Here is a 26,507-nt window from a genome sequence, read left to right as displayed (position 1 = left end):
AGTCCGGCAACAAGCTGTACGACGGCTGGAACGACTCCGGCGCCACCAACGCGGCGCTCGCCCTGAACGCCACCGCCTGGCTGGCCGGCGCGAGCTGACCTGCGGCGGAACGGAAGGAAGCGGGTCCGGGGCGCCCCGGGCCCGCTTCTTACCTTCCCGCCCGGTCACCGCTCGCCCGACTCCCCTACAGTCCCTCTGTGCTCTTCGGAATGGTGTGCGCCCTCGCGGCGGCGGTCTGCTTCGGTACGGCGACGGTTCTTCAGGCGATGGCCGCCCGGGAGGCCGGTGACGGTGCCGGCGGGGAGGCCGCGCTGCTGCTGCGGGCGGTGCGGCAGTGGCGGTACGTCGTCGGGCTCGGCCTGGACGGGCTGGGGTTCGTCTTCCAGATCCTGGCCCTGCGCTCGCTCCCCATCTACGCGGTGAGCGCGGCCCTGGCCTCGTCGCTCGCGGTGACGGCGGTGGTCGCGGCGCGGCTGCTGCGGGTGCGGCTCAGCGGGGCGGAGTGGGGTGCCGTGGCGGTGGTGTGCGCGGGGCTCGCGATGCTGGGGCTGGCCTCGGGGCCGGAGGGGGACCGGGCCGGGTCGACGGCGTTGAAGTGGACGATGCTCGGGATCGCCCTCGGCGTGCTGCTGCTCGGGCTGGCCGGCGGGCGGCTGTCGGGGCGGGGGCGGGCGCTGGTCCTCGGCCTCGGGGCCGGTTTCGGGTTCGGGGTGGTGGAGGTGTCGGTACGGCTGATCGACACGCTGCGGCTGCCGGACCTCCTCACCAATCCGGCGACGTACGCCCTCCTCGTCGGCGGTGGCGGCGCCTTCATGCTGCTGACCTCGGCGCTCCAGCGCGGCTCGGTGACCACGGCGACGGCCGGCCTGGTCATCGGCGAGACGATCGGCCCGGCGGCGGTGGGCGTCGTATGGCTCGGCGACCGCACCCGGGAGGGCCTGACCTGGCTGGCGGTGCTCGGCTTCGCGGTGGCCGTGGCGGGTGCGCTGGCGCTGGCCCGGTTCGGGGAGGCACCGGAGACGACCGCGGAGGACTGAGGCCGTGAACGGACGGGCGGTCACTTCACCTCGTTGACGTTCCCTGAACGCGCGTTGTGTCCATTCCGTAAAGGACACCGTGACCAGTTACCCGCCGCTCCGGGCGACGGGAACGATCCGAGGGAGGTGGGCGGGTGAAGACCCTGCTCATCGACAATGACGACTCGTCCACCTACAACCTGTTCCAGTTGATCGCCGAGGTCAACGGCGAGGAACCGGTGGTGGTCCGCAGCGACGACGGGGACGGCGCGCTTTCCCGGCTCGCGGGAATCGACAACGTGGTGGTGTCCCCGGGACCCGGGCATCCGGAAAACGGCCGTGACTTCGGCATCAGTGCCCGGGTGATCGCCGAGGCGACGGTGCCCGTGCTCGGGGTGGGCCTGGGCCATCAGGGCATCGCGCTCGGCGAGGACGCCCGGGTGCTGCCCGCCCCGCAGCCCCGGCACGGGCACCTGAGCAGAGTGCGGCACGACGGCCGGGACCTGTTCGAGGGACTGACCCAGGACTTCACGGCCGTGCGCTGCCACTCCCTCGCGGTGCACGAGCCGCTGCCCGCCGTCCTGGAGGCCACCGCCTGGGCCGAGGACGGCGTCCTGATGGGCCTGCGCCACCGCGAACGGCCCCTGTGGGGCGTGCAGTTCCGCCCGGAGTCGGTGTTCACCGAGTACGGCCACCGCATGCTGGTGAACTTCCGCAACCTGACGGCGCGCCGGGCCCGCCGGGCGCGTTCCAAGAACACCGCCGTCCCGCCGGCCGACGCCGTCGTCCCCCGGCCGGGCACGACGATCCCCCGCCCCCGCCAGGGCGACACGTCCGCGTACCGGCTGCACACCCGCCGGACCGCCGGTGCCGTCGACACGGAGGCCGCGTTCGGCCGGCTCTTCGCCGCCTCGGCCCGCTCCTTCTGGCTGGACAGCTCCCTCGTCGAGCAGAGCCGCTCGCGGTTCTCCTTCCTCGGTGACGACAGCGGTCCGCTCGCCGAGTTCGTGCGGTACGACGTGACGGCCGGGCGGTGCGAGGTGGAGCGGGCCGGACGGCCGCCGCGCAAGGTGTCGGCGAGCGTCTTCGACTACCTGAAGCGGCAGCTGACCAGCCGCCGAGTGGACGCCGGCGAACTGCCCTTCGACCTCACCGGCGGCTATGTCGGCTACTTCGGCTACGAGACCAAGGCGGACTGCGGCTCCCCGAACACGCACAAGGCCGAAACCCCGGACGCCTGCTGGCTGTTCGCCGACCGGCTGCTCGCCGTGGACCACGAGGAGGACGTCACCTACGCGGTCTGCCTGGCGGAGGACACCCCGCAGGCGGCCCGGGAGGCGGAAGAGTGGCTGGAGGCCGTACTGGCCCAGCTCACCTTCCTGGCCCCGGGCACCGGCCGGCCGGTCCCGCCCGCCGCCGAGGCGCCCGAGCCGGAGGTCGCCGAGCCCTGGCTGGTGCGGGACCGGGCCGGCTACCTCGCCGACGTCGAGGCCTGCCGGCGGGAACTGCGGGCCGGCACCGGCTACCAGGTGTGCCTGACCAACGCGGCCCGGCTGCCCGCCCCGCCCGATCCGTACGCCTTCTACCGGGAGCTGCGCCGCGTCGACCCGGCGCCGTACGCGGCCTTCCTGCGGTTCGGCGAGCTGGACGTGGCCGGTTCCTCGCCGGAGCGGTTCCTGCGGATCACCCGGGACGGGGTGGTCGAGGCCAGGCCCGTCAAGGGGACCGCGCCGCGCGGTGCGACCCCGTTCGAGGACGAGCGGCTGCGGGACGGGCTGGCGGCGGACGCCAGGACCCGCGCCGAGAACCTGATGATCGTCGACCTGCTCCGCAACGACCTGGGCCGGGTCTGCCGTACCGGAACCGTGCGGGTGCCCCGCCTGATGCACACCGAGTCGTACGCGACCGTGCACCAGCTGGTGTCGACGGTGACCGGACGGCTGCGGGCCGGGACGGACGCCGTGGACTGCGTGCGGGCCTGCTTCCCGGGTGGGTCGGTGACCGGGACCCCGAAGCTGCGCACGACGGAGATCATCGACTCCCTGGAGACCACGGCCCGGGGCGTGTACTCGGGGGCGCTCGGCTACCTCGGGTGCAGCGGCGGCGCCGACCTCAGCATCGTGATCCGCACGGCGGTGCTGGCGGGCGGCCGGATGCGGCTGGGCGCGGGCGGGGCGATCGTCCTGGACTCCGACCCGGCCGCCGAGTACGACGGGATGCTGCTGAAGACGGCCGCGCAGATGCGCGCCCTGCGGGAGCACACGACGACCGCGGCGGACGCCGCGCAGAAGGCCGCCCGATGACCCGGCCCCCCATCCGAACGGCTGCGGCCGCCGGCCAGGGCGCGCGGTCTCCTCGGACCGGTGCGGGCAGCCTCCGTGCAGTCAGGCGACGCTGATCACAGCGGGGTCGGACAGTACCGCGCACAGGGTGTCCAGCGCGCCGGACCAGGCGTGGTCGGCGGGGGTGCCGTAGCCGAGCACGAGGGCGTCGGGCGTCTCGACGGCGGCCGCGGGGTGGCGGTGGCGCGGGGTGAGGCCCTCGACGGCGAGGCCGCGGGCGGCGGCGGCCCGGATCACCCGGGTCACGGAGCCGGGCGGGAGCCTGAGCACCACGTGCAGGCCCGCCGCGATGCCGGTGACCCGGATCGCCGGGGCGCGTTCGGCGAGGGCGGCGACCAGGGCGTCCCGGCGTCGCCGGTAACGGATACGGGAGGCGCGGACATGGCGGTCGTAGCCGCCGGAACCGATGAACTCGGCCAGGGTCAGCTGGTCCGGCGCGCCGCAGGTGTCCACCTCGCCCTTGACCCGGGTCACCTCGCGGGCCACGGCCGGCGGCAGCACCATCCAGGCCAGCCGCAGCCCGGGGGCCAGGGACTTGCTGGCGGTGCCCAGGTAGACCACCTCGTCGGGAGCGAGGCCCTGGAGGGCGCCGACGGGCCTGCGGTCGTAGCGGAACTCGCCGTCGTAGTCGTCCTCCAGGACCAGGCCGCCGGTACGCCGCGCCCAGTCCACGACCGCGGCCCGCCGGTCGTGGTGCAGCGGCAGGCCGAGCGGGAACTGGTGCGACGGGGTCAGCAGCACCGCGGCCGGACCCGGCCCCAGCGCGCCGGTGTCCGTGCCCAGGTCGTCCATCGGCAGCGGGACGTGGCGCAGCCCGGCCGCGGTCAGCAGCCGCCAGTGCTCGTCGAGGCCGTACGACTCCACGGCGACCGCGTCCGCGCCGCGCGCCCGCAGCATCCGGCCCAGCAGGTTCAGGGCGTGGGAGAACCCGGCGCAGACCACGATGTGTTCGGGGTCGGCGCGCACGCCCCGGACGCGGGCGAGGTAGGCGGCGAGCGCGGTGCGCAGTTCGACGCGGCCGCGCGGGTCGCCGTAGCCGAACGCCTCGTTGGGGGCGGCGGTGAGGGCGCGGCGGGCCGCCTTGAGCCACTCGGCGCGCGGGAAGGCGGAGAGGTCGGGGAAGCCGGCCCGCAGGTCGTAGGCGGGGCGGTGGACCGTCGTGGCGGCCTCGACCGTGGTGCGAGGGTCCGGCGGGAGGGCAGGCAGGCCGGTCGCGACCCGGGTTCCGGAGCCCTGTCTGGCGGTGAGCCAGCCCTCGGCGACCAGGTCGGCGTAGGCGTCGGCGACGGTGTTGCGGGCGATGGCCAGGTCGGCGGCGAGGGAGCGGGACGAGGGCAGCCGGGTACCGGGGGCCAGCCGGCCGCTGCGGACGGCCTGGCGCAGGGCGTCGGTCAGGCCCCGACGCAGGCCAGGACCGGCCGGTTCCAGGTGCAGGTCGATGCCCAGGGCTCCCTGAGTGGCCCATGTTTTCGCCATGGAAATGGACCATACCCCTGGGCTGCCCTGCTCGTAGGGTCGAGGTATGACCACAGAACACACCGCCGAGTACGCTCCCGAGCACACCCCCCGCCTGGCCTGGGCACAGCACGCGCCCGAGGTCTACCAGGCGATGGTCCGCCTGGACGGAGCGGCCCGTAAGGGCCTGGACGCGAAGCTGTTCGAGCTGGTGAAGATCCGCGCCTCGCAGCTCAACCACTGCGCGTACTGCCTCGACATGCACACCAAGGACGCGATCGCGGCGGGCGAGAGCGTGCAGCGCATCGTCCAGCTCAGCGCGTGGGAGGAGTCGAAGCACTTCTACACGGAGCAGGAACTCGCCGCGATCGAACTGACCGAGGCCATCACGGTGCTGACCGGGGGCACCTCCCAGACGAAGTCTGGGGGAGGATTCGTGCCGGACGAGGTCTACGAGCGGGCCGCCAAGCACTTCGACGAGGCGCAGCTGACCCAGCTGATCGCCTCGATCGTCGTGATCAACTCCTGGAACCGGTTCGCGGTGACGACCCGCATGGTTCCGGGGCACTACACACCGGGCCGGCACGGGTGAACGGGCCCGTCCGGGCGGACGGCTCGGGCCCCTCGCCCGCCGGGCTCGGCGAACTCGGGGCCGTCCGCGTCACGTTCGGCCCGGGCCTGCGGTCACCGCGCGCGGTGCCGGTCTAGGCGTGCGGCGCGTTGCCCGTCCCGGGGCGGAAGCGCCGGTACAGCACCGCTCCGGCCGCCAGTGAGGCCAGACTCACGAGACCCGGCGCCCAGGGGCTCGTCGCTCCGGTGTGGGCGAGGGTCTCGGTCGTGCGGTGCCGTACGACCGTGGTCTGCCTCGGGTGCGCCTTGGCCGGGTGGTGCGGCTGCTGGTGGACGCGCGGCGTGGTCGGTGCCGACGGGGTGGGCGTGTCGGGACCGCCGTACGAGTCGTTGCTGGACTCGTTGCCGAGGACGGGGTTGCCGACCCCCACCACGTTCACGCTGTTGCCGCTGAGGTTCACGGGCACGTGGACGGGGATCTGGAAGTCGTTGCCGGACAGGACGCCCGGCGAGTCGTGGGTGCTGCCGTGGGCCATGGCCCCGCCCGACGTCCGGGAGCCCGTCTGCCCCGCCGCCTGGTGACCCGTGTTGGAGCACTTGTTGCCCATGGCGGGGTTGAGCAGCCCCACCACGTCCACGGTGTTGCCGCACAGGTTCACCGGGATGTCCACCGGCAACTGGATGGTGTTGCCGGAGCCCACTCCGGGCGAGCCGCTCGCGGACCCGTCGGCGGCGGAGTCGGCGTGGGCCGTCCCCGCGACTGCCATCGCGCCAGAGGCGACGGCCATGGCGATCACACTGTTTCGGGTAGCCCGTTTCATGGGTTCCCTGCCCTTCCAGACGCGTCGCGGGCACTCACCCGGACTCGGTGTAACTGTCGTGATTGCTGAGGATGGTGATGAGGTGGCGGCATCTGCCGTCCGGCCGGATCAGAGGGCCTGGTTGTTGCAGCCCATGTCCGAGCCGAGGTGGCTCTGCTGGGCACCCGGGTTGCCTTCGCCGTTCAGCAGGTTGCCCGCCAGTCCGGTGAGGGCACTGACGTTGCCGAGCACCTCGATGTTCATGTCGTGCGAGCGGCACTCGGTGCCCTGGGTGACGTCGATGTCGTGGCCCGGCTCACCGTGGGCGAAGGCGGTACCGCCGCCGGCCGAGCAGACGCTGCCGAGGACGGCGGCGCCCACGAGGGCCACCTTGTGGAGCTTGCGCATGGGTTCTCCGTAGGTCGAGCGGACGGGGATCCGCTGCGGGTCGAGGGGAGGTCAGAAAAATATGACGACGCGTCAGCCGAGCCGCGGCAGGCCGAGTTGGCCCACGGGGGGCGCCGCGACCTGGCCGAGCCCGACCGGGGCCAGACCCGGTACGGCCGGTGCGCCGAGGATCGGATTGACGAGCGGGTTCACCTGCGGGTTCACCTGGGGGTTGACCTGCGGCGTGACCCGCGTCGGCCCGTCCGCCGCGGAACCCTGGGGAACAGCCAGCTGCGGGGCGACCTGCGGCATGACCTGGGGCATGACCTGCGGGACGACCTGCGGCGGCGCGGACTGCGGCGCCGGGGCGTACTGCGGCGGGTAGGCGGGAGCGGCCTGCGGCTGGGCGTACTGCGGTGCCGGGGCGTACTGCGGCGGGGCCGCCTGCTGCGGGTAGGAGGGAGCGGCGGTGGCCTGGGCCGAGCCCTGCGACGAGGCCGAGGCGGAGGCGTAACCGCCCTGCTGGGGGTACTGCGGCGGAGCCTGCTGGTACTGCGGCGCCGACTGGTACTGCGGCGGCGGGGCCGGCTGGTACTGCGGGGGCGGCGCGGCCTGCTGCTGCGGGTAGGCGGGGACGGTGGCCTGCGCCGATCCCTGTGTCTGACCGGCGGCGTAACCGGCCTGCTGCGGTGCCGGGGGCGGAGCCTGGGGATACGGCTGGTCCGGAGCCGGCGCCGGGGCTGGACCGCCATATCCGACGGGAGCGTCGGCATAGCTGACGCCCGCGCCGATGGCGGACAGACCACTGGCCGCTGCCAGAACGAGCGCGGCCTTGTGTAGCTTGCGCATGAAACCCTCGGCCCTTCGATACCTGGATGAGAAAGTCCATTGCGTTCAGTGCGGTCGCGCGTGCAGTCGGTGCGGTCATTGCACTGCACTTTCAGCAGCGGTACTCCTGAGCAGCACGCGGACTTCGCATCGAGCCGGCAGCGATTCGCCTCAATACCGTCAGGTCCTCGACCACCGCCCTCTCCCCACCGGAACGAGGAGCGCCGCGCCGTGGTCACGGGTATTCAAAGTTCCGTCACCCAATTGCCGTCATCGGCAGGGGTATTGCAGCTCATATGCCTTTCGGCAAACGGGTGACACGACATCGGGGCCGTATCCGGGCCCGCGGACCTCTCGTTCCTCACGGGGGTGAGGGCGAACGTCCGTACCGGCCGCCCGGACGGCATTGAAGCGATAACCGCGCTTCCTCATCAGTCATTTCATCAGGTTCCGAGCACAGATCACATGAAGGGCCGAGGATTCCATGCGCAAGTTTCGGCAAGTCGCGCTCATCGTCGCAGCAGCCGGCGGTCTGACCGCCGTCGGCGCCGGGCCCAGTTCCGCAGCGCCCGTCTCCTACGGGACCGGGCCGACCCCGGTCTCCCAGCCGGACGCCCAGGCCGCCGCGGCCACCTCCGCCCAGGCGACCGCGCAGACGTACGGCACGCCGGCCGCGCAGCCGGCCCCGCAGCGCGGCACCGAGGTCGCCCCGCAGCTCAACCCGCAGCTGAACCCGCAGATCAGCCCCCAGATCTCGCCCCAGGCCCCGCAGCAGGTCGCGCAGGGCGGCCCGGTGACCCAGAGCAACATGTTCCGTCCGTACCAGGAGTGCAGTCCGCAGTCCCTGCTCGACGCGAACATCCCGGTCGCCCTGCTCGCGGCCTCCCAGACCCGGGGCGTCGACTGCACCCAGGCCAACAGCCAGTCGAACGCCCTCGCCAGCGCGCAACGCCAGGGCTGACGGCCGTAGTTGGCGAAGGTGGTCAGCGACTCCGCCACCGGCCATACGACTTTTCGGGTGTTTCTGCCGCGCGCTCGAAACAACAGCGCGTCGCTGCCAGATTTGCCCTATTACGTACTAATCTCCCGTAACTGTAAAAAGTCGATCCGGCAACAGATCGCACCCCCCACTCCACGGAGATGACATGCGCAAGCTTCGCAACGCCGCCGTCCTGGTCGCCGCACTCAGCAGCATCGGCCTCGTCAGCGGCACGGCCTACGCCGGCGGCGAGGGCCACGGCCAGGGCGACAAGTTCAACATCAACCAGAGCTCGCACTGCAAGTCGCACGACCTGAACCTGGACGTCCTCGGCGAGGTCGGCCTGCTCAACGGCCTGCTGGGCAGCGCCCTGAACGGCGAGGGCAACCCGGGCGCCCAGGCCACCAACCTCGGTTCGACGATGGGCTGCAACAACAGCGCCTTCTGAGGTCCCCGACAGCAGCCTTCCGAGGACTCGTCCGGCGCCGCGGCGCCGGACGGCCCATGGTCCCGGCGCCGGGCCGAACGCCGGGCGCCGGGACCATTCGTGTGTGCCGGGGTTCGCCAAGGCGACGAAATACAAACACAATCGGCGCGTCGTCCGGTCGTCCCGGGTATTTCGTATCAGCCTTATGACACAGATGGCGATTTCCCCCGAGATCGCATCCACCCCATTCCACATCGGAGATGACATGCACAAGCTCCGCACCGCCGCCGTAATCGTCACCGCATTCGGGAGCCTTGGACTCCTGGGTGCCGGCGCCGCCCACGCCGACCAGGGCTGGGGCAAGAAGGGCGGCGACGAATTCAACGTCCAGCAGAGCAGCACCTGCCGGTCGCACGACCTGAACCTCGACATTCTCGGCGAGGTCGGCATCCTCAACGGCCTGGGCGGCAACCTGCTGAACGGCGAGGGCAACTCGGGTGCGCAGCAGTCGTCCCTGGGCTCGTCCATGGGCTGCAACAACTCGTTCGGAAAGTAGCGTCAAAAGCAGCGTTCAACGACAATCCCCGGTTTCCCGACCGTCGGTCGGGAAACCGGGGATTGTCGTTTCCGGCGCTCAGAACTCGATGTGCGGCCTCTTGAAGCCCTTGGGCAGTTCCGCCTTGTTGGAGCAGTCGACGACCTCTCCCACGGCGGCGGAGCCGTCGCCGGCCGCCTGGTCCCCGGGGAACAGCACCTGCGGGCGGTCGGAGGTCGAGCAGTCCTGGGCCTGCTTGAGGACGTGGGTGCCGTTCTTGTCGACGTGCGTCTCGCTCTTGCGCACGCAGACGGTGCCGCCCTGGGCGGTGGTCCTGCAGTCACCCGGGGACGGGTCCGCGTACGCGTGCCCGGCGCCGACGCAGAGCGCGGCGAGGCTCCCGATGAGCCCGGAGACCGTGGCGATCTTCCGCGAGGGGAACATGAGTTGTCTTCCTTTCCGAAAGGCGAAGCAACGCAGCCCGGACGCGGCCCCCGACGGAGTCGGGGCGCGTCCGGGCTGCCTTCGCCATGGTTGTCACTCAGCACACCGGCGGACGGAGCGGATCCGCGCCGACAGGGGATGCCGAGTTCGTGCGGGGTGCTTCTTTACTCGCCACCCTGGTTCTGGTCGTAACCACCCTGCTCCGGGCCGGGGTTCCCCTGCTCCTGCGGCTGGCCCTCCGGCTGGGCCTCGGGCTGCGCCTGCGGAGCGGCGTAGTAACCGCCGCCGACGGCCAGGGCGTTGGCAGTCGAGTTGGCCACGGCGGTGATCTGCGGGGGCGCGTCCTCGCCACCGGCGGCGGAGCTGACCCCGGCACCGAGGAGGGAGAGCCCCGCGACCGTCGCCGCTACGAGTGCGACGCGCTGAAACTTACGCATGATTGACCCTTTCTTGTCCAGGCAGGAACGCCCGGGTTGACTACTTAATGTGAGCATATACACACGTTCCGTAGTCATTCGAGGATCTCCACTCGGCGTGTGGCGCGTCAGCCCCGTCTGCCGTATAAGCGTTACCGGACGCCGACCGGAAGGATCCGGCTCATGACGCCGAACGGACCGGTGGACGGCTCCTGCTCGTCACCCTCCTCCACCGGCGCCACCCCCACGGTCATGGGGGAACAGGTCACCTCGGGGCCGAGCCGTTCCGTCCCCTGCCCGAGTACGGCGGGCAGTTGCACGGGCTGCACCGGCTTGCAGGTCTCCTGGTGCTGCATGACACCGTCCTCGGGAACCTCGCCCCTGATCCGCTGGGTGCAGGTGAGGTTGCCCATCAGGTCGTCGGTGCACTTCCCCGGGCCCGCCGCGGCGTACGCCGGGGTGAGCCCGACGCAGGCCGCGGCGATGCCGCCGACGAGTCCCGAGACGGCCGCGATCTTCTTCCCGCTGAACACGTGATGCGCCTTCCTTCGTGCGGACAGCCGCCGGACTCAGCCGGTGAAGGCCTGGTTGTACTGGCCGCAGGTGGTGTCGAGGGTGTCGGCGAGGCCGAGCACGCCGATCGGGACGTCGTTCTCGGACACCGTCTGCGGGCTGCACTCCTGGTAGGGGCGGTAGTGGTTGGACACCTGCGGCCCACTGTCGTAGGAGTCGGCCACGGCGGGGGTGGCGCCGACGGCGGACAGACCCCCGGCGGCCGCCACTGCTGCGATCACGACCTGCTGAAGCTTGCGCATGGAACCCTCGGTCCTTTGCTGTGCGGCGAATTGATTGCCTAGCGTGACACGTTGAACACTAGCAGTAGCCGCACAAGGTGCTGCACAACGGACATCCATCCCGAGGGTGACATAGCAACACATCATCACCTTATGGATGGGGAGAGTTGGGTCAGGAGAGCGCCAACTCCGTGGCCCGCGAGCGATCCGGTGCCGGCACGGAGAGGATCAGGTCCCGCAGTCTCTCGACGTACCGGCGCACGTTCTTGTAGGCGATGTCGGTGTCCGGGTGACGGCAGGCGAACCAGAGCCCTTCGTGCAGCCGGTTGACCCAGGCGCACACCTGGTCCCCGTACGACACCCGGATCAGCCCGTACGCCTTCTGCTCGGCCCAGTCGGCGGCGCCGGGGATGAGCCGGGCGTCCACGTACGAGATGATCGAGTACATGTCGGGCGAGGTCGGCCGGAAGTCCGCGCCGAGCAGCCGCAGTACGCGGGCCAGCGGGATGCGCGCCAGCGAACGGTTGGCCCGCAGTTCGGCGCGGACCGTCTCCAGCGCACCCTCCAGGTCGCGCGCCGCGGGCACCTCGATGGGGGCGCCGCCCACGTACCAGCCCACCGAGTCCGACCACGCGGACTTCAGCCGGGTGTGGAAGGGCACGACGGTGCGGTAGACCGGCCGGCCGCCGAGTTCGTGCACGATCAGGCTGGTGGCGGCCAGGATGCCGACCAGACTCCCGCCGTAGGGACGGCAGTACGCCTCGAACGCGGCGGCGGCGTCCGCGTCGACGAGCGGCTCGCACACCAGCTTCTGGGTGGGCAGCTCACCGCCGGGCTGCAGACCGAGGTCGACGGGGAACTCCGGGAGCCGGCCACCGCACCGGGCGATGAACTCCCGCCAGCGCGCGACGATCGCGTGGGTGTCGTCGATGCCGTCCGCGTTCGCCCGCTCCTGCTCGCAGAAGTCGACGTAACTCCCGACCGCCGGGCCAGTGACCGGATGTCCGGTGACGGCCGCCGCGTACAGGCCGTGGATCTCCTCCGGGAGCCGGTGCAGGGAGTAGGCGTCCACGTTGGTGTGGTCGAAGGCCATGTACACGCTGGTGGAGTCCTCGCGCACGACCGCCGTGTAGATGAGGTTCGGCCAGCCGAGCGCGTCCGCCGCGGCGTCGAACCGATCCTGCAGGTACCGGGACAGCGCCCCCGCGTCGGTGAAGTCGCCGACCACCTCGCGGTGCAGGGACACGTCGTCCTCGTCGAGGGTGAACCGCTGCATGTCGTCACCGGCCCACCGGAATCCGCTGCGCAGCGTCTCGTGCCGCAGCGTCCAGTCCCGCAACGCCCGTTCCAGCGCGTCGAGGTCGACCGGCCCCGGCAGGTCGAACGCCGCACCGAGCCAGGTCGGGACGAACAGTCCGTCCTCCCGCACCGACCGGGCCGTCCTGATGTGCGACTCCTGGATGTAGGCCGGCGGCCTCGGATCCGGTGGCAGCGCTGCCGCGGCCGCGATGGTCACCGGGCTGAACCTCCACTCGACGAGCCGTCCCGGCCGGATTTCGCAGCGCTGGATGTCAGAAATTCGCACGGTGGCGTCTCCTTCGCAGAAGACACCAGCTTCATCAAGGGGACGCCGTACGCGCGCGATGGCCGCTGTGTCGCCGACTTTTCAGCGAGATGTGTGACATCTCGAACGGACGAGCGCCCGCCTCACTCGTACCGGTAGATCCCGCTGACGTCCTCGAGTTCGGCGGGTGTGACGTCCCACGGCGGCAGCCGTTCGTGCCGGGCCACCACCCGGCCGCGCTGGGGGTCACCCGCGCCGGGCGGCCGCTCGGGCAGGTACCCGTGGCCGGGGTTGCGCTGCTGCCAGCGGGTCCACAGCAGGTCGACGAAGGAGTGGTGCAGCCAGAAGACGGGGTCGTTGACGGAGGCGGCGCTGAGCATCACGCCACCCACCCAGTGGTGGACCCGGTTGTGGTTCTGCCAGGAGACGCTGCCCCGGCCCCTCCCCCAGCCTTCCAGCTTGTTGCGGAAGCCCCGGGTGACCGCCGAGTTCCAGGGCCAGTTGTCGTACACCGGGTCGGCCAGCGTGAATTCGAGGTCGCGCGCGGTCGGCAGCCGGAGCGGGGCGCGGGCACGGCCGAGGTCGCGGGTGAGGTACGGCACGTCGGTCACGTTCTCGGTGATCTTCCAGTGGCCCGCCCGGTAGGCGAACGGGCCCGTCATCACCTGCCGGTCCGAGCGCCGTCCGTTGCCGCCGAGCAGATCATCGGTCCACGGCAGGGAGTTCGGCGCCCGGTCCCGGGTCCAGTCCCAGTACGGCACCGTCACCGACGCGTCCACCCTGCGCAGCGCCCGCTCCAGTTCGAGCAGCAGCTTGCGGTGCCAGGGCAGGAAGGACGGCGCCATGTGGGCGGTGCGCAACCGGTGTTCCCGGTCGGCGGAGTTGTGCGCGATGTGCAGCCGTACGAACTCGTCGTACTCACCGCGGCGTTTGACCTCCAGCAGGGCTTCGACGAACCGGCGCCGCTCGGCTCGGGACAGCTGGTTGACGTTCTTGCGCGTGTGGACCACGTACGCCTCCCTCGGGCATCGGCCGGAGGGGTAACCGCCGGACACACCTTCGGGTCACCGCGCTACGGCCGGACCGGTGACGCGGCGCGCGCCCGGCGGCGGGCTCAGGACAGCCAGCGTTTCCACACGTCGGGGTGGGCGTCCACCCACTTCCTGGCGGCCTCCTCGGGGCTCAGCTTCTGCTCGGCGATCATCAGGGAGACCTCGTCCTGGTCCTCGGTCGTCCAGTGGAACTTCTTCAGGAAGGCCGCCGCCCGGCCGCCGCCGCGGGCGAAGTCCGCGTTGAGGTACTTCTGCAGCGGGGTGTGCGGATAGGCGCAGGCGACCTTGGCCGCGTCGGCGTCACAGCCCTCCTTGTAGGGGGGCAGCTTCACCTCGGTCATCGGCACCTTCTTGAACAGCCACTGGGGCGCGTACCAGTAGGTCAGGAAGGGCTTCTTCTCCTTGGCGAACTGCTTGATCTGGGTGATCTGGGCGGCCTCGGAACCGGCGAAGACGACCTGGTAGTCCAGCTTCAGGTTGCTCACCAGCGCCTTGTCGTTGGTGACGTACGACGGTGAGCCGTCGAGCAGTTGCCCCTTGCCGCCGCTCTCCGCGGTGCGGAACAGCGAGGCGTACTTGTTCAGGTTCTTCCAGTTCGTGATGTCCGGATGCTGCTTGACGAGATAGGTCGGCACGAACCAGCCGATGTGCCCGGTGACCCCGAGGCCGCCGGCCCTGGCGATGGTCTTCTTGTCGTCGACGTAGCGCTTCTCCTGGTCGGGGTGGCCCCAGTCCTCCAGGATCGCCTCGACGCGTCCCTGGCTGAGCGCGTCCCACGCCGGGACCTCGTCCACCTGCACGGTCTCGACCCGGTACCCGAGCTTGTGCTCCAGCAGGTACTGGGCGACGGCGACGTTGGCCTGCGCGCCCACCCAGGACTGCACGGAGAGGGTGACCGTCTTCGACCCCTGGGCGTTGGCGAACGGCGAGGCCTGCTTCGTCATGTCGGCGGCACCGCAGCCGGTCGCGAGGACCAGGATCGAGGCGGCGGTGACGACGGTGGTGCGGCGCATGGTCACGCTCCCTTCCGCGTACGGCGCTGTGTGGGCTGGGTGACCCGGTCGAGCATCAGGCCGAGGCAGACGATGGCGGCGCCCGCCACCAGCCCCGTCGCCAGGTCGCCCTGGGCGAGGCCGAAGGCCACGTCGTAGCCCAGCGCGCCACCGCCGACCAGCCCGCCGATGATGACGACGGCGAGGACGAGCACCACGCCCTGGTTGACGGCGAGCAGCAACGCGGGGCGGGCCAGCGGCAGCTGGACCTGTGTCAGCTGCTGGCGGCCGGTGGCGCCGAGCGAGCGCGCGGACTCCAGGGCGGCCGGGTCCACCTGGCGCAGGCCCTGCGCGGTGATCCGTACGACGGCCGGCAGGGCGTAGACGACGGCGGCGGCGACGGCCGGGGCGCGGCCGACCCCGAACAGCGCGACCACCGGGATCAGGTACACGAACTGCGGCATGGTCTGGAAGACGTCCAGGACGGGACGCAGGGCGCGCTCGACCCGGTCGCTGCGGGCGGCGGCGACACCGGTCGCGAAGCCCAGCACGAGGGTGACGGCGACGGCCGCGAGGACCTGCGAGAGGGTGTCCAGCGAGGGCTCCCACACGCCCAGCACACCGATCGCGGCCATCGCGAGGACGGCGGTGAGCGCGGTGCGCCAGGTGCCGATCAGCCACGCCAGGGCGGCGACCACCAGCAGCACCGCCCACCAGGGCAGCCACTGGAGGCCGTCCCGGAGCGGGTCGAGCACCCAGGTGGTGAAGTGCCCGGCCCAGTCGGCGGTGCCGCCGACGACCGGGACGCCCGAGTACAGGTGCGCGGTCATCCAGTCCACGGCCCGGTTGACCGGCTCGGCGAAGTTCAGGGTCCAGGACGCGGGCCAGTCCAGCAGGCCGAGCAGCCGCGCCGCGACCGCCACCGCGACGGTGGCGCCGAGCGCGTACAGGAGACCGGTGGCCGGCTCGCGGGTGTCCCCGCGCTCTCCCGCCGCCGCGGTGATGCGGTCCAGCACGACCGCCAGCAGCACGATCGGGATGCCGGCCGCGAGAGCCGCGCCCACGTCGACGGAGGCGAGCGCCTGGTAGACGCGGTCACCGAGGCCGCCGGCGCCGATGACGGAGGCGATGACGGCCATCGACAGCGCCATCATGATGGTCTGGTTGAGGCCGAGGAGCAGGTCCTTGCGGGCCAGCGGGATACGGGCGGTCAGCAGCCGCTGGCGGCGGGTGGCGCCCAGCGACTCCACGGCCTCCAGGACCTCGGGGTCGGCGCCGCGCAGGCCGAGGGCGGTGAGCCGGGCCATCGGCGGGGCCGCGTAGACGACGGTGGCGAGGACGGCGGCGGGAACGCCGATGCCGAAGACCAGGACGACGGGCAGCAGGTACGCGAAGGCGGGCAGCACCTGCATGGTGTCGAGGACGGGGCGCAGGGCACGGTGCAGCCGGTCGGAGAGACCGGCGCCGAGTCCGAGGGCGAGGCCGACGGCGACGGACGCCAGCACGGCCACGACCATCAGCGCGAGGGTCTGCATCGTCGGGACCCACATGCCGAGGGCACCGCAGGCGAGGAAGGCGACGGCCGTGCCGGCGGCGAGCCTGGTTCCGGCCACCCGGTACGCGACCGCGGCGGCGAGCACGGTGACGCCGGGCCAGCCTGCGGCCAGGAGGGTGAGGTAGACGGCGCGGACGGTGAGGACGACGGCGTTGCTGATGTAGCCGAAGAAGTAGAGGAAGAGGGGGTGGGTGTCACGGTTGTCGACGACCCAGTTGCTGGCGGCGGCCAGCGGCTTGGAGAGATCGACGGTGAGGTGGTGCGGCCAGGCCGCGCTGCCCCAGTGGGAGTCGGCGACCGGCACCAGGACCGCCGCGATCACGGCCAGGGCGAGCAGCTTGCGTACGGCCAGGCTGGCGGGGAGGGACAGGCGACGGGGGCTCGGGACACTGATCGTTGCCATCAGACACCCTCCGGAGTGGTGCGCACGGCGGGGGCCGGGGGGACCGGGACCGGGGTGGCGGGGGCCGGAGTGCTTTCCGGCGGGCGCTGCGGGTCCTCGCCCTGGGGCGCGGGGAACTGCGCGACCGGCTCCCGCTCGGCCGCGGCCGAAGCACCGCCCGTGTCGTTCTTCGCCACGACCCCGAGCAACGCGTCGGCGTCCACGACCCCGACGCACCGCTCCCCGTCCACGACCCGTGCCGGGGCACCGGCCCCCGCGACCACCTCGATCGCCTCGGCCACGGTCGCGCCGGGACCGACCACCGGCCCGCCCTCGGCTTCCCCCGCCTCGGCGGCCCGCATGGCACGGCGCACCGTCATCACCTGCTCGCGCGGCACGTCCCGGACGAACTCGCGGACGTAGTCGTCGGCCGGGGAGCCGACGATCTCCTCGGGGGTGCCCAGCTGCACCACCCGCCCGTCACGCATCAGGGCGATACGGTCGCCGAGCTTCAGCGCCTCGTTCAGGTCGTGCGTGATGAAGACCATCGTGCGGCCCTCCTCACGGTGCAGGCGCACGACCTCCTCCTGCATGTCCCGCCGGATCAGCGGGTCGAGCGCGCTGAACGGCTCGTCGAACAGGAGGACCTCCGGGTCCACGGCCAGCGCCCGTGCCAGCCCGACGCGTTGCCGCTGCCCGCCGGACAACTGACCGGGCCTGCGCTGCTCCATGCCTTCGAGGCCGACCTTGGCGACGACCTCCGCGGCCCGCTCGCGCCGCTCGGCCCTGCCGACGCCCTGGATCTCCAGGCCGTACGCCACGTTGTCGAGGACGGACCGGTGCGGCAGCAGCCCGAAGTGCTGGAAGACCATCGCGGCGCGGTGCCTGCGCAGTTCACGCAGCCGGCCCCGGTCCATCGCACGGACGTCCTCCCCGTCGATGGCGATCGTGCCGGCGGTCGGTTCGATGAGCCGGGTCAGGCAGCGCACCAGGGTCGACTTGCCGGACCCCGACAGGCCCATGACCACGAAGACCTCGCCCTTGCGCACGTCGAAGGAGACGTCGCGGACGGCGGCGGTGCAGCCGGTGCGGGAGCGGAGCTCGGCGGGCGGGAGCCCGGTCAGTTCGGGGTCGCCGGGGACGCGGTCGGCCTTCGGGCCGAACACCTTCCACAGTCCCTCGACGGAGAAGACGGGGGCCGCGGTCGGCGGCTGGGTCCGGGTGTCGGTCGTACTGGTCATCACGCACCGCCTTTCAGCAGGTCCACGGCCCGCTCGCCGACCATCAGCACTCCGATCATCGGGTTCACGGCCGGCATGGTCGGGAAGACGGAGGCATCGGCGATCCGGATGCCGTCCAGCCCTCGGATACGCAACTCGGGGTCGACCACCGCCAGTTCGTCGTCGACCGCGCCCATCCGGCAGGTGCCCGCCGGGTGGTACACGGTGTGCGCGACCTTGCGGGCGTACTCGCTCAGTTCGGCGTCGCCGACGATCTCGGGGCCGGGGCAGACCTCGCGCTTGAGCCAGCCGGCCAGCGGCTCGGTGCGCGCGATCTCGCGGGCGATGCGGATGCCGTCGACGAGGGTGCGGCCGTCGTAGTCGTCCTCGTCGGTGAAGTAGCGGAAGTCCAGCGCGGGTTTCACGGACGGGTCGGCGCTGGTCAGGTAGAGCCGGCCGCGGCTGTGCGGCTTGGGGATGTTCGGGGTCATCGAGACGCCGTGCGCGGGGCGTTCGTAGCCCAGCCGCTCCGGGTTGTCGGTGAACGGGATCTGGTAGAAGTGGAACATCAGGTCCGGACCCGGGTGTTCGGGGTCGCGGCGGACGAACAGGCCCGCGTCGGAGTCCATCGCGGAGTTCTCCGGCAGGGGACCGTGGGTCTCCCAGACGATCACCGACTCGGGGTGGTCGAGGAGGTTCTCGCCGACGCCCGGCAGATCCAGCGCGACCGGGATGCCCAGTGCCTCCAGGTCCGCGCGGCGGCCGATGCCCGAGTGCAGGAGCAGGCGCGGGGAGTCGACGGCACCGGCGCACAGGACGACCTCGCTCCGGGCCCGTATCAGCAGGTCCTCGCCGTCCTTGGTGCGTACCCGGACGCCGTCGGCGCGGGTGCCGTCCAGCTCCAGCCGGTAGGCCCAGGTCTCCAGGAAGATGCGGAGGTTGGGGCGCTCGTCCATGACCGGGTGCAGGTAGGCCACCGACGCGCTGGAGCGCTTGTTGGTCTCGGGGTGGTAGGCGAGGTCGAAGAAGCCGACGCCCTCGGTGAACGGCTTGCGGTTGAAGCCCTCGACGCGCGGGACGTCCAGGGCGGCCTGGGCCGCGTCGACGAAGTCGCGGGCGATGGCGTTCCGGTCCTGCTCGTCGACCGGGACGATGTTGTTGAGGAGGCGGGCGAAGTAGGCCTCCATCGGGACGGCGCCCCAGCCCTTGGCGCCGGCCGCCTCCCACTCGTCCCAGTCGGAGGGCAGCGGCTTGAACGCGATGAGGGTGTTGTGGGAGGAGCAGCCGCCGAGGACGCGGGCCCGGCTGTGCCGGATGTGGGAGTTGCCGCGCGGCTGCTCGGTGGTCGGGTAGTCGTAGTCGAGCTCGCCGCCGAGCAGGCCCATCCAGCGGCGCAGGGTGAGGACGTCGTCGCGGCCGACGTCGCTGGGGCCGCCCTCGATCACGGCGACGGTGACGTCGGGGTTCTCGGTGAGGCGGGAGGCGATGACGGAACCCGCGGTTCCGCCGCCTATGACGACATAGTCGAATTCCTGTGTGTGATCGGCCATGAGGTGGTTACTCCTGGGGGGTGGGAGAACGGGGCGGAGCAGGTTCGCCGGCGGGACGCTGTGGGGGTTCAGCCGGCGAACCAGCGCACCGGCTTCGGCGCGAGGTTCTGGTAGACGTGCTTGGTCTCGCGGTACTCGGCGAGGCCGGCGGGGCCCAGCTCGCGGCCGGTGCCGCTCTTCCCGAAGCCGCCCCACTCCGCCTGCGGGAGGTAGGGGTGGAAGTCGTTGATCCAGACGGTGCCGTGCCGCAGCCGCCCCGCGACCCGGCGCGCCCGTCCGGCGTCCGCGGTCCACACGGCGCCCGCGAGGCCGTACTCGGTGTCGTTGGCGAGGGCGACCGCCTCGTCCTCGGTGCGGAAGGTCTCGACGGTGAGGACCGGGCCGAAGACCTCCTCGCGCACCACCTTCATCTCGCGGTGGCACTGGTCGAGGACGGTCGGCTCGTAGAAGTAGCCGGTGGCGGGCCGGTCCGGGGACGGCTCGGGGCGCCTGCCGCCGGAACGCAGCACCGCGCCCTCCGCCAGCGCCGACGCCACGTACGCCTCGACCTTGGCGCGCTGCTGTTCGGAGACGAGCGGGCCGCACTCGACGCCGGCCGCGGTGCCCCGGCCGAGGCGGATCCGCGCCGCACGCCGGGCGAGTTCGGCGACGAATCGTTCCCTCAGGGGTTCCTCGACGATCAGCCGGGCGCCGGCCGAGCAGACCTGGCCGCTGTGGATGAACGCGGCGTTGAGGGCCTGGTCGGCGGCGGTGTCGAAGCCCTCCTCGGTGGCGCAGGCGTCGGCGAAGACGACGTTGGGGTTCTTGCCGCCGAGTTCGAGCGCGACCTTCTTGACGGTCGGCGCGGCGGCCTGGGCGACCTTGACCCCGCTGACCAGACCGCCGGTGAAGGAGACCAGGTCGACGTCGGGGTGCTCGGCGAGGCGGGCGCCCACGCTGTGCCCGGGCCCGGTGACGATGTTGGCGACGCCGGCGGGCAGCCCGGCCTCGGCCAGCAGGCCGATCAGGGCGACGGTGGTCAGCGGGGTGATCTCGCTCGGCTTGATCACGAACGTGTTGCCGGCGGCGAGCGCCGGGGCGATCTTCCAGCTGGCCTGGAGGAGGGGGTAGTTCCAGGGGGTGATCAGGGCGCAGACGCCGATCGGCTCGTGCACGACGACGCTGTGGATGTCGGGCGAGCCCGCGTCCACCACCCGGCCCGCGCCTTCCCCCGCCACCAGGTCGGCGAAGTAACGGAAGGCGTCGGCGACGCAGTCGATGTCGACGCGGCCCTCTTCGACGGTCTTGCCGGCGTCCCGGCTCTCCAGCAGGCCGAGTTCCTCGCGGTCCCGGACGAGCAGGTCGGCCACCCGGCGGAGCAGGGCGGCGCGCTCGGCCACGGGGGTGCGGGGCCAGTCGCCGGTGTCGAAGGCGTGGCGGGCGGCGGCCACCGCCGACTCCGCGTCCTTCTCGTCACCCTCGGCGACCACGGCGAAGGGCAGGCCGTCCGCGGGGTCGATGATCTCGCGTGTCGCGCCGGAGGCGGCTTCCAGCCACTCGCCTCCGACCTGGATGGTCGCTCGTACGCTTCTGTCCGCCATGATCGGTATAGCCTTCCGTTCCTGGTCCGTACCCCTGTGTGACCTTGAGGTCACACTCGGGGACGGTCTCCCCCTGCCCTCGGACTCGGATTGCATGCGCAATCGGTGGCCGAAAGTGCGCTGCATCACGGAACACTCGGACAAAGCGGGTGGAACGTTTACCAATCGTCTCGGCTTCAGGCCTTGGCGGCGGGCGGCTCGCCATGGGAGGCGTGCCGGGGGCGGGTCTTGGTCGAGATCTGGCCGACGAGTTCCCAGAAGCACACCAGGGCCGTGACCGGCGGGATCCCGAAAATCACTAAGGACAACAGGGCGTGCGAGGAGTGGCTGACACACAGCGCCACGGCCATGAGGGAGGCCGCCAGCACCACGCACCAGGACCGGCGCGCGCTCCGCCGCTGGGCGGTGGCCCGCAGCACGGACAGCGCCGCCACGAACCAGGGGCCGTACACCGTCAGCGGCCAGTACAGCGCGAGCCGCACGGGCAGCACCGACGAGGCGATGCCGCGCAGCTGGCCGTAGGAGTAGCAGACCGACCACGCCAGCATGAGGACCGCGCACGCGGAGACCGCGACGATCAGCAGCGTGATGTGGGTCAGGCGGCGGCCGCCGTCGAGCAGGTGGGACTCCTGACGGAGCCGGCGGCGGCCGGGCCTGCGCGGGGCCGGGACGTCCAGCAGGGTGGTGGCCGCACTCACACCGGCCGGTGCGGACAGTATCTGGGCCAGTTCCTCGACCGGGTCCCAGTCGTTCGGGGCGACATCGGGCTCGGGGGCGACCCAGGCGTGGTCGTAGAGACCGGCGTGCTCATAGAGACCGGGGTGGTCGTACAGGCCGGGGTGATCGTAGAGACCCGTGTTGTCGTAGAGGCCCGTGTCGTGCTGAATCCCGTCCATCTGATAAACCTCCGCACCGTGGTTCAGGCCCCGTACAGATCTGCCATGGTCCGCCGATATTCATTTTCCATCGCGTTGATTCTCTTCAGGAAATCATCGAGCAGGTCCGAGCATGAGGTGATATCCATACTGCCGGGCCAGCGGAGTACGGTGGTCGGGTGATCTTCGGCGATGCGCCAGTCCAATCGCGTCACGGTCACCTAACGACCGGTGTAGGGGACGGGATTTGGGGCGTTCGGGGGAATTCGCGTCACCCGGAAGAGAACCTATTGAATACCCGGCTCGCCACAATTGGGAAATTGTGAATATGCGGGCGGTTGCATTCCGTGAAATTCGGATGGCGGCTCAGTCGGTCGAGGGGCCGGCGTCACAGACAGTGTCCGGCGGGCAGAACCAGTCGACCGCCGTCGTCAGATAGGCCAGTTCGTCGTCTCCGCCCCCGGCCTCCGGGCCGTACGAGGCGATGGCGTAGACCTTGCCGTCCTGCCCGACGAACCGTTCGTCGACGACGTGCCAGGTGCCGAGGTCGGGCTCCCCGCTGATCGTGTCGGCCAGGTACTCCAGACGGGAGCCGGTGAAGCGGCCGTCGTCGAGGGTCGTCAGCGCGAGCTTCTTGAAACCGCGCGGCTTGGGGGTCTGGTCGGAGAGGTAGAGCTCGAAGGAGGCTGCGGGGGTGGCTTCGGCGACCTGGTAGACCTGCAGCCGGTGCTCGCGGTCGGGGCTGCGGTAGCTGACCACGGCGAAGCCGTACGAGGAGGCGACGGTGGAGCGCGTCCAGCCCTCGGGGGTGGCGATCCGGAACCCCTCGGTGTCATGGCGCAGCCGGAAGCCCGCGGGGGGCGTGGAGGCCGACGGAGAGGCGGACTCGGTGGGCGTTGCGGAGGTCGGCGTGGCGGGCGCCGAGCTCTTCGGGGTGACGGAGGCGGCGGCCGTGGCGGGCTTGTGGTGCCCCTTGCCGACCACCAGCGTCAGCACCAGGCTCACGGCCACACCCACGGCGGCGGCCCCCACGACCACGGCCCACACCATCCGCCGCCCGGCCCCCCGAGATCCCACGACCACCGGCCGCGGAGGTATCGGCGCAGCATGCGGCCGACGGTACGCCCCGGCGAGGGGCGACTGGGCGGTGAGGTCAGCGAGGGGCGGTTGCGGGGGGACGACGGTGGTGGATGGCCAGGCGGGCGTGTCAGGAGCAGGCGACCATGCCGCGGGCAACTCCTGGGAGGCGTCTGCGGCGGGCGGCCAGGCGGGTGGGGCGGCGGGCGCCGGAGGCGGGGTGGGGGACGGCTGCGCGGGCGTCCCGTCCGGCGGGGTTATCCGTTCTGTCGGTGCCGCGGGGTGGGACAGCCCCGGCGTCGGCAGCGGCGGCTGGGGGTGGGTCGGTGCGGATGCCGGTCGCGGAGGCTGGGAGGTGGTTGTCGACCAGGGGTCGGTGGGGCCCGTCCACCACTCCTGGGGCCCTGCCGGTGCGGGCGGTGGCGGTGGCGTGGGCGGTGGGGTGGCCGGTGTCGCGGTGGGCTGGGCGTCGGCGTCCTCCCAGCGCTGTGCGGCCTCGTTCCAGTGACCCGTTCCCCCGTTGCTCATCGTCGCGCTCTCACATACCCAGCAGTCCGGCCAGGGCGCCCGCCGAGGCCAGCACACCCAGCAGGGCCTGGGAGTCGGAGAGGAGTTCACGCAGGCGCTCCCGGCGGGTCGGCCCCGCCTGCCCGGTGCTGGTGATCTCGTCCTCGGTCTCGGCGAGCGCCGTCCCCAGCGCCGCCGTCTGCTCGGTGCCCCGCACCCGTGCGAGGTCGGCACGCAACTCCCGCACTGCGGCGAGGAGTTCCGCGTCCGTCTGGGCGCCACCGGAGCCGTGATGGTGGCTCTCGGCGTGCGCGTGACTGCCGATGGCGAACGTGCTGCCGGTCACGTTGCCCATGCTGACCTGCGGCTCTTCACTGGCCATTGCCGTCGGCCCCCTTCTGCTGCGAGACGCTGCTCGCGGTGGCGTGGCTGCCCACCGCGAACGTGGAGTTCTCGACGCGGCCGATGCTCACGTCGTTGCTGACATTGACGATCTTCTGGACGAACTCGCCGGTCTCGTAACCGGCTTCGGCGAGCGCGGCCCGCACCCCGTGCGCCACCCGGTCCTGGATGCTGCGCAGGTACCGGACGACGTCCATCTCCTGGAAGTGGGATCCGACGTCCACCGCGCCCAGTTCGCGCACGGACAGCGCGGGCCCCTCGGGCAGCGCGCCCGCGTGGCCGCCGGTCAGCAGCCGCCAGACGTACCGCGCGCCCCGGCCGAGCTGGGCCAGGGAACGGCCGACGGAGCCGGGGACCCGCACGGCCGCGGCGGCGGACTTGCCGAGCCAGTTGTTGTTCCGGAACCGGTGGGCCGTACGGTCGGCGTTCTTGAACTCCGCGCGGACCGGCGTCAGTACGTGCGGGGCGACCTCCAGCACGAGCATCCGGCCCTGGGTGTGGACGCGCACGAACACCGTGACGACCACCTCCTCCTCCCAGCCGCCGACACGGATGCGCAGGAAGTGCCGGCGCTTCTCGGCGCCCTCCTCGACGGCCCGCGCCCGGTGCTCCTCGAAGGCCTGCGCGGTGTACGGCGCCTGGTCCCGGCTGCGCAGCCCCTCGACGGGCAGGAACACGCACTCGTCGATCTCCAGCTGGCGCAGCCGGTCGCGGGCGCCGTGTCCGGCGTACTCGGCCGGGACGCGCAGCTGTTCGAGCAGCGGGCGGACCCGCTCCAGGATCGCGCGGTTGCCGAGTGGCTGCCGCTCCTTGCTCAGCTCGTCCCGCTTCAGTTCGACGGCCAGCACCCAGCTGCTGTAGGCGGCACCGGCCCCGCAGAACGGGTCGGCCTCGTTGTAGATGATCAGGGGCGCGTCCTGTTCGAGCCGGATGCGCTGCTTGAGCCGCTGGAAGCGCGGGTTCTCCGCCTTCTCGGCCGGGTCGTTCGCCGCGTCCGGGAAGCGCTCCGGGGACAGTTCGGCGGCCAGTACCCGGGTGAACCTGGTGCGCTGGGCGTGCTCGCACAGCGCGATGCCGGCGAGTACGACGAGGGCGAGCCAGGCGTGCCAGGGCTGCGCCAGCCCACCGATACCGCTGAGGCCCGGGACGAGCAGGTCACCAAAGCCGGGGGAGCCGGAAGAGCCGGAGTACCCGTCGTAGGAGTCGTACGAGTTGTACGAGTCGTAGGGCGACGAGCCGCCGTCCGAGCCGCCCCCGAACGCGACGACGAGGGTCAGGATTAGGGCGACGGCGAAGAACACCCGGCCCCACCAGCGCACCAGGAAGGCCGCGATCAGCCGGTACGGCGAGGGCACCACGGTGAGCCCGTCGATCCAGGGGGCGACGGCGAGGGCGATGCCGGGCAGCAGGAAGAACCCGAGCAGCCAGCCGCTGAGCGGCATCCCGACCGCCCACAGTCCGAGGATCGCGGCGGCCCAGGCCAGTTCCTGGCGGCGGGCGCGCAGCGCGTGGGCGAGGACGCGGGCCGCGTCGAAACCGAGCGAAGGAGCCGCGATCCGCTGTTCGTTGAGGTGGAGTTCCTCGATGACCCGGTCCCGGTAACCGGCGTCCAGATAGGTGCCCGCGCACAGCAGCCGGGTCGCCTCGCTGGCGTACGGCGGGGTGGGCGGCAGGACGGGCGGCGCCCCGGCGGGCGCTCCCGGATGTGGCTGTTGCGGCACGTAAGCGGTGCTCACGCGATCCCCCGATGCGTGTGAAATGCGGTGTCATACATCGTGTTGACAGACCATCAGCATAGAGGGGCGGCCGTGACCGGCGATACGGATTTCACCGAAGACACCGCTGGTCAGCAGTCGGCCGGCGGTTCCTCCCGGGCGCGTGCGGCGGTCAGCAGTTCCCGTGCGCGGCAGCGCAGCCAGGCGTGGGCCGGGTCGGCGTCGTGGCGGGGGTGCCAGGCCAGCGCCACGGCGATCGGCGGCAGCGGGAGCGGCACCTCGAAGGTGACCAGGCCGAGCGCGGCGGCCAACGGCACGCTCCAGGAGCTGATCAGGCCGATCAGGTCGGAGTCGCGGACCACGAAGAGGGAGGCGGGGAAGGTGCCGACGGTGCCCACCACCCGTCGCCGCAGGCCGAGTTCGGCGAGGGCCGCGTCCACCGGGCCGTGCAGCCGGCCGCGCCGCGACACGTTCAGGTGACCGGCCGCGGTCGCGAACCGCTCGGGCGTCGGCTCGCCGTCCAGCAGCGGGTGCCCGGCCCGTACGACGCCGAGCATGCGGTCCTCGTACAGGTGCTCCACGCGCACCTCGGGCAGGGTGGTGTCGACCACCCCGACCTCCAGGTCGGCGGTGCCGTGCCGCAGGACGGGCGCGTCGACGTGGCTCTCGGCGAGGAAGCGGATGCGGATGCCGGGCGCCTCGACGGCGGCGCGCGCGAACAGGGCCGGACCGAGGCTGCCGGCGATCGCGTCGTGCCCGATGATCGTGAGGGTCCGGGAGACGGTCCGGAGATCGGTGTCCCGGCCCGGCGCGAACAGCGCCCGCGCCCGCTCCACCACCACGCTCACCTCGGCCCGCACGGCCAGCGCGTGCGGGGTGGGCACCATGCCGCGCCCGGCGCGCACCAGCACCGGGTCGCCGAGCGCCCTGCGGATCCGGCCGAGGGTGCGGCTCATGGCCGGTTCGGACAGGTGCAGCCGTCGGGCGGCGCCCCGCACGCTCTGCTCCTCCAGGAGCACGTCCAGGGCGGCCAGCAGGTTCAG

Annotated in this window: 28 protein-coding genes; 7 read left to right on the top strand and 21 right to left on the bottom strand. The window is 71.9% G+C overall.

Annotated elements, in window-relative coordinates:
• Window positions 1-209 precede the first annotated feature (209 nt).
• Both ACZ3KP_RS24620 and pabB read left to right on the top strand, forming a co-directional pair.
• Complete coding sequence (locus ACZ3KP_RS24620; RefSeq protein ID WP_358987955.1) at window positions 210-1,037, top strand: DMT family transporter; 828 nt, start codon at window positions 210-212, stop codon at window positions 1,035-1,037.
• 134 nt (window positions 1,038-1,171) lie between these two features.
• Window positions 1,172-3,319: an aminodeoxychorismate synthase component I gene (gene pabB / locus ACZ3KP_RS24615; RefSeq protein ID WP_467501741.1), complete on the top strand. Its 2,148-nt coding sequence runs from the start codon at window positions 1,172-1,174 to the stop codon at window positions 3,317-3,319.
• A gap of 81 nt (window positions 3,320-3,400) precedes the next feature.
• On the opposite strand, the gene pdxR is transcribed toward pabB, so the two are convergent.
• Window positions 3,401-4,834 carry a MocR-like pyridoxine biosynthesis transcription factor PdxR gene (gene pdxR, locus ACZ3KP_RS24610; RefSeq protein ID WP_467501740.1) on the bottom strand — a complete coding sequence of 478 codons (1,434 nt, stop codon included), beginning with the start codon at window positions 4,832-4,834 and terminating at the stop codon, window positions 3,401-3,403.
• A gap of 46 nt (window positions 4,835-4,880) precedes the next feature.
• Between pdxR and ACZ3KP_RS24605 the strand changes: the two genes are divergently transcribed.
• A complete protein-coding gene (locus ACZ3KP_RS24605) occupies window positions 4,881-5,405 on the top strand; it encodes a carboxymuconolactone decarboxylase family protein (protein ID WP_467501739.1) in 525 nt (174 codons plus the stop codon).
• A gap of 112 nt (window positions 5,406-5,517) precedes the next feature.
• Here the strand turns inward: ACZ3KP_RS24605 and ACZ3KP_RS24600 are convergent, their stop codons facing one another.
• The 3 genes from ACZ3KP_RS24600 to ACZ3KP_RS24590 all read right to left on the bottom strand — a co-directional run bounded on the left by ACZ3KP_RS24600 (window position 5,518) and on the right by ACZ3KP_RS24590 (window position 7,419).
• On the bottom strand, window positions 5,518-6,171 hold the full coding sequence (locus ACZ3KP_RS24600; RefSeq protein ID WP_467501738.1) for a chaplin: 654 nt from the start codon (window positions 6,169-6,171) through the stop codon (window positions 5,518-5,520).
• A 141-nt stretch (window positions 6,172-6,312) separates the two neighbouring features.
• Window positions 6,313-6,591, bottom strand: a complete 279-nt coding sequence (locus ACZ3KP_RS24595; protein ID WP_467501737.1) for a hypothetical protein — start codon at window positions 6,589-6,591, stop codon at window positions 6,313-6,315.
• A gap of 72 nt (window positions 6,592-6,663) precedes the next feature.
• On the bottom strand, window positions 6,664-7,419 hold the full coding sequence (locus tag ACZ3KP_RS24590; protein WP_467501736.1) for a hypothetical protein: 756 nt from the start codon (window positions 7,417-7,419) through the stop codon (window positions 6,664-6,666).
• 463 nt (window positions 7,420-7,882) lie between these two features.
• On the opposite strand from ACZ3KP_RS24590, the gene ACZ3KP_RS24585 reads away from it, so the two are divergent.
• From ACZ3KP_RS24585 to ACZ3KP_RS24575, 3 genes are all read left to right on the top strand, one after another.
• Window positions 7,883-8,359, top strand: a complete 477-nt coding sequence (locus ACZ3KP_RS24585; protein WP_358987952.1) for a hypothetical protein — start codon at window positions 7,883-7,885, stop codon at window positions 8,357-8,359.
• A 184-nt stretch (window positions 8,360-8,543) separates the two neighbouring features.
• Window positions 8,544-8,825 (top strand): hypothetical protein, encoded by a 282-nt coding sequence (locus tag ACZ3KP_RS24580; protein WP_046727336.1) that lies wholly within the window; start codon window positions 8,544-8,546, stop codon window positions 8,823-8,825.
• 244 nt (window positions 8,826-9,069) lie between these two features.
• Window positions 9,070-9,360, top strand: coding sequence for a hypothetical protein (locus ACZ3KP_RS24575; protein WP_358981659.1), 291 nt, complete (start codon window positions 9,070-9,072; stop codon window positions 9,358-9,360).
• Window positions 9,361-9,438: 78 nt separating this feature from the next.
• Here ACZ3KP_RS24575 and ACZ3KP_RS24570 read toward each other — a convergent pair whose 3' ends face one another.
• From ACZ3KP_RS24570 to ACZ3KP_RS24505, 14 genes are all read right to left on the bottom strand, one after another.
• A complete protein-coding gene (locus ACZ3KP_RS24570) occupies window positions 9,439-9,783 on the bottom strand; it encodes a hypothetical protein (RefSeq protein WP_360563158.1) in 345 nt (114 codons plus the stop codon).
• Between the two features lie 164 nt (window positions 9,784-9,947).
• Entirely contained in the window at window positions 9,948-10,220 is a 273-nt protein-coding gene (locus ACZ3KP_RS24565) for a hypothetical protein (protein WP_132892893.1), read from the bottom strand.
• Window positions 10,221-10,351: 131 nt separating this feature from the next.
• Window positions 10,352-10,732 carry a hypothetical protein gene (locus tag ACZ3KP_RS24560; RefSeq protein WP_467501735.1) on the bottom strand — a complete coding sequence of 127 codons (381 nt, stop codon included), beginning with the start codon at window positions 10,730-10,732 and terminating at the stop codon, window positions 10,352-10,354.
• A gap of 36 nt (window positions 10,733-10,768) precedes the next feature.
• Window positions 10,769-11,014 carry a hypothetical protein gene (locus ACZ3KP_RS24555; RefSeq protein ID WP_132892896.1) on the bottom strand — a complete coding sequence of 82 codons (246 nt, stop codon included), beginning with the start codon at window positions 11,012-11,014 and terminating at the stop codon, window positions 10,769-10,771.
• Between the two features lie 151 nt (window positions 11,015-11,165).
• On the bottom strand, window positions 11,166-12,578 hold the full coding sequence (locus ACZ3KP_RS24550) for a condensation domain-containing protein (RefSeq protein ID WP_467501734.1): 1,413 nt from the start codon (window positions 12,576-12,578) through the stop codon (window positions 11,166-11,168).
• Between the two features lie 122 nt (window positions 12,579-12,700).
• On the bottom strand, window positions 12,701-13,567 hold the full coding sequence (locus tag ACZ3KP_RS24545; RefSeq protein WP_467501733.1) for a tyrosinase family protein: 867 nt from the start codon (window positions 13,565-13,567) through the stop codon (window positions 12,701-12,703).
• 104 nt (window positions 13,568-13,671) lie between these two features.
• Entirely contained in the window at window positions 13,672-14,622 is a 951-nt protein-coding gene (locus ACZ3KP_RS24540) for an ABC transporter substrate-binding protein (RefSeq protein ID WP_467501732.1), read from the bottom strand.
• Between the two features lie 2 nt (window positions 14,623-14,624).
• The gene (locus ACZ3KP_RS24535) at window positions 14,625-16,559 is read right to left on the bottom strand and encodes an ABC transporter permease (protein ID WP_467501731.1); all 1,935 of its coding nucleotides are present in this window, start codon (window positions 16,557-16,559) and stop codon (window positions 14,625-14,627) included.
• Window positions 16,559-17,779 (bottom strand): quaternary amine ABC transporter ATP-binding protein, encoded by a 1,221-nt coding sequence (locus tag ACZ3KP_RS24530; protein WP_467501730.1) that lies wholly within the window; start codon window positions 17,777-17,779, stop codon window positions 16,559-16,561. The genes ACZ3KP_RS24535 and ACZ3KP_RS24530 overlap by 1 nt, the downstream gene beginning before the upstream one ends.
• Window positions 17,779-19,308 (bottom strand): GMC family oxidoreductase, encoded by a 1,530-nt coding sequence (locus tag ACZ3KP_RS24525; protein WP_467501729.1) that lies wholly within the window; start codon window positions 19,306-19,308, stop codon window positions 17,779-17,781. Before ACZ3KP_RS24525 ends, ACZ3KP_RS24530 begins: the two co-directional genes overlap by 1 nt.
• A 68-nt stretch (window positions 19,309-19,376) precedes the next feature.
• Window positions 19,377-20,888 carry an aldehyde dehydrogenase family protein gene (locus tag ACZ3KP_RS24520; RefSeq protein WP_467501728.1) on the bottom strand — a complete coding sequence of 504 codons (1,512 nt, stop codon included), beginning with the start codon at window positions 20,886-20,888 and terminating at the stop codon, window positions 19,377-19,379.
• 176 nt (window positions 20,889-21,064) lie between these two features.
• Window positions 21,065-21,784 (bottom strand): DUF2637 domain-containing protein, encoded by a 720-nt coding sequence (locus ACZ3KP_RS24515; protein ID WP_467501727.1) that lies wholly within the window; start codon window positions 21,782-21,784, stop codon window positions 21,065-21,067.
• Between the two features lie 23 nt (window positions 21,785-21,807).
• Entirely contained in the window at window positions 21,808-21,969 is a 162-nt protein-coding gene (locus tag ACZ3KP_RS24510; protein WP_165939531.1) for a hypothetical protein, read from the bottom strand.
• 160 nt (window positions 21,970-22,129) lie between these two features.
• Complete coding sequence (locus ACZ3KP_RS24505; RefSeq protein ID WP_467501726.1) at window positions 22,130-22,801, bottom strand: hypothetical protein; 672 nt, start codon at window positions 22,799-22,801, stop codon at window positions 22,130-22,132.
• 394 nt (window positions 22,802-23,195) lie between these two features.
• Here ACZ3KP_RS24505 and ACZ3KP_RS24500 point away from each other — a divergent pair, with 394 nt between their 5' ends.
• Complete coding sequence (locus ACZ3KP_RS24500; protein ID WP_467501725.1) at window positions 23,196-23,348, top strand: hypothetical protein; 153 nt, start codon at window positions 23,196-23,198, stop codon at window positions 23,346-23,348.
• 30 nt (window positions 23,349-23,378) lie between these two features.
• Here the strand turns inward: ACZ3KP_RS24500 and ACZ3KP_RS24495 are convergent, their stop codons facing one another.
• The 3 genes from ACZ3KP_RS24495 to ACZ3KP_RS24485 all read right to left on the bottom strand — a co-directional run bounded on the left by ACZ3KP_RS24495 (window position 23,379) and on the right by ACZ3KP_RS24485 (window position 26,507).
• The gene (locus tag ACZ3KP_RS24495; protein ID WP_467501724.1) at window positions 23,379-23,729 is read right to left on the bottom strand and encodes a hypothetical protein; all 351 of its coding nucleotides are present in this window, start codon (window positions 23,727-23,729) and stop codon (window positions 23,379-23,381) included.
• Window positions 23,719-25,485 carry a hypothetical protein gene (locus tag ACZ3KP_RS24490; protein WP_467501723.1) on the bottom strand — a complete coding sequence of 589 codons (1,767 nt, stop codon included), beginning with the start codon at window positions 25,483-25,485 and terminating at the stop codon, window positions 23,719-23,721. The genes ACZ3KP_RS24495 and ACZ3KP_RS24490 overlap by 11 nt, the downstream gene beginning before the upstream one ends.
• Before the next feature lie 110 nt (window positions 25,486-25,595).
• The gene (locus ACZ3KP_RS24485) at window positions 25,596-26,507 is read right to left on the bottom strand and encodes a LysR family transcriptional regulator (protein WP_467501748.1); all 912 of its coding nucleotides are present in this window, start codon (window positions 26,505-26,507) and stop codon (window positions 25,596-25,598) included.

The organism is Streptomyces sp. NPDC020958 (assembly GCF_055562175.1).
This window is presented reverse-complemented; position numbering and strand designations above follow the sequence as displayed.

Excerpts from the sequence above, each read along its gene's own strand:
- ACZ3KP_RS24525 (WP_467501729.1), bottom strand. The coding sequence starts at position 19,308 with ATGGCCGATCACACACAGGAATTCGACTATGTCGTCATAGGCGGCGGA.
- ACZ3KP_RS24540 (WP_467501732.1), bottom strand. The coding sequence starts at position 14,622 with ATGCGCCGCACCACCGTCGTCACCGCCGCCTCGATCCTGGTCCTCGCG.
- ACZ3KP_RS24530 (WP_467501730.1), bottom strand. The coding sequence starts at position 17,779 with ATGACCAGTACGACCGACACCCGGACCCAGCCGCCGACCGCGGCCCCC.
- ACZ3KP_RS24585 (WP_358987952.1), top strand. The coding sequence starts at position 7,883 with ATGCGCAAGTTTCGGCAAGTCGCGCTCATCGTCGCAGCAGCCGGCGGT.
- ACZ3KP_RS24535 (WP_467501731.1), bottom strand. The coding sequence starts at position 16,559 with ATGGCAACGATCAGTGTCCCGAGCCCCCGTCGCCTGTCCCTCCCCGCC.
- ACZ3KP_RS24600 (WP_467501738.1), bottom strand. The coding sequence starts at position 6,171 with ATGGCCGTCGCCTCTGGCGCGATGGCAGTCGCGGGGACGGCCCACGCC.
- pdxR (WP_467501740.1), bottom strand. The coding sequence starts at position 4,834 with ATGGCGAAAACATGGGCCACTCAGGGAGCCCTGGGCATCGACCTGCAC.
- ACZ3KP_RS24555 (WP_132892896.1), bottom strand. The coding sequence starts at position 11,014 with ATGCGCAAGCTTCAGCAGGTCGTGATCGCAGCAGTGGCGGCCGCCGGG.
- ACZ3KP_RS24590 (WP_467501736.1), bottom strand. The coding sequence starts at position 7,419 with ATGCGCAAGCTACACAAGGCCGCGCTCGTTCTGGCAGCGGCCAGTGGT.
- ACZ3KP_RS24520 (WP_467501728.1), bottom strand. The coding sequence starts at position 20,888 with ATGGCGGACAGAAGCGTACGAGCGACCATCCAGGTCGGAGGCGAGTGG.
- ACZ3KP_RS24565 (WP_132892893.1), bottom strand. The coding sequence starts at position 10,220 with ATGCGTAAGTTTCAGCGCGTCGCACTCGTAGCGGCGACGGTCGCGGGG.
- ACZ3KP_RS24570 (WP_360563158.1), bottom strand. The coding sequence starts at position 9,783 with ATGTTCCCCTCGCGGAAGATCGCCACGGTCTCCGGGCTCATCGGGAGC.
- ACZ3KP_RS24595 (WP_467501737.1), bottom strand. The coding sequence starts at position 6,591 with ATGCGCAAGCTCCACAAGGTGGCCCTCGTGGGCGCCGCCGTCCTCGGC.
- ACZ3KP_RS24515 (WP_467501727.1), bottom strand. The coding sequence starts at position 21,784 with ATGGACGGGATTCAGCACGACACGGGCCTCTACGACAACACGGGTCTC.
- ACZ3KP_RS24620 (WP_358987955.1), top strand. The coding sequence starts at position 210 with ATGGTGTGCGCCCTCGCGGCGGCGGTCTGCTTCGGTACGGCGACGGTT.
- ACZ3KP_RS24495 (WP_467501724.1), bottom strand. The coding sequence starts at position 23,729 with ATGGCCAGTGAAGAGCCGCAGGTCAGCATGGGCAACGTGACCGGCAGC.
- ACZ3KP_RS24605 (WP_467501739.1), top strand. The coding sequence starts at position 4,881 with ATGACCACAGAACACACCGCCGAGTACGCTCCCGAGCACACCCCCCGC.
- ACZ3KP_RS24575 (WP_358981659.1), top strand. The coding sequence starts at position 9,070 with ATGCACAAGCTCCGCACCGCCGCCGTAATCGTCACCGCATTCGGGAGC.
- ACZ3KP_RS24580 (WP_046727336.1), top strand. The coding sequence starts at position 8,544 with ATGCGCAAGCTTCGCAACGCCGCCGTCCTGGTCGCCGCACTCAGCAGC.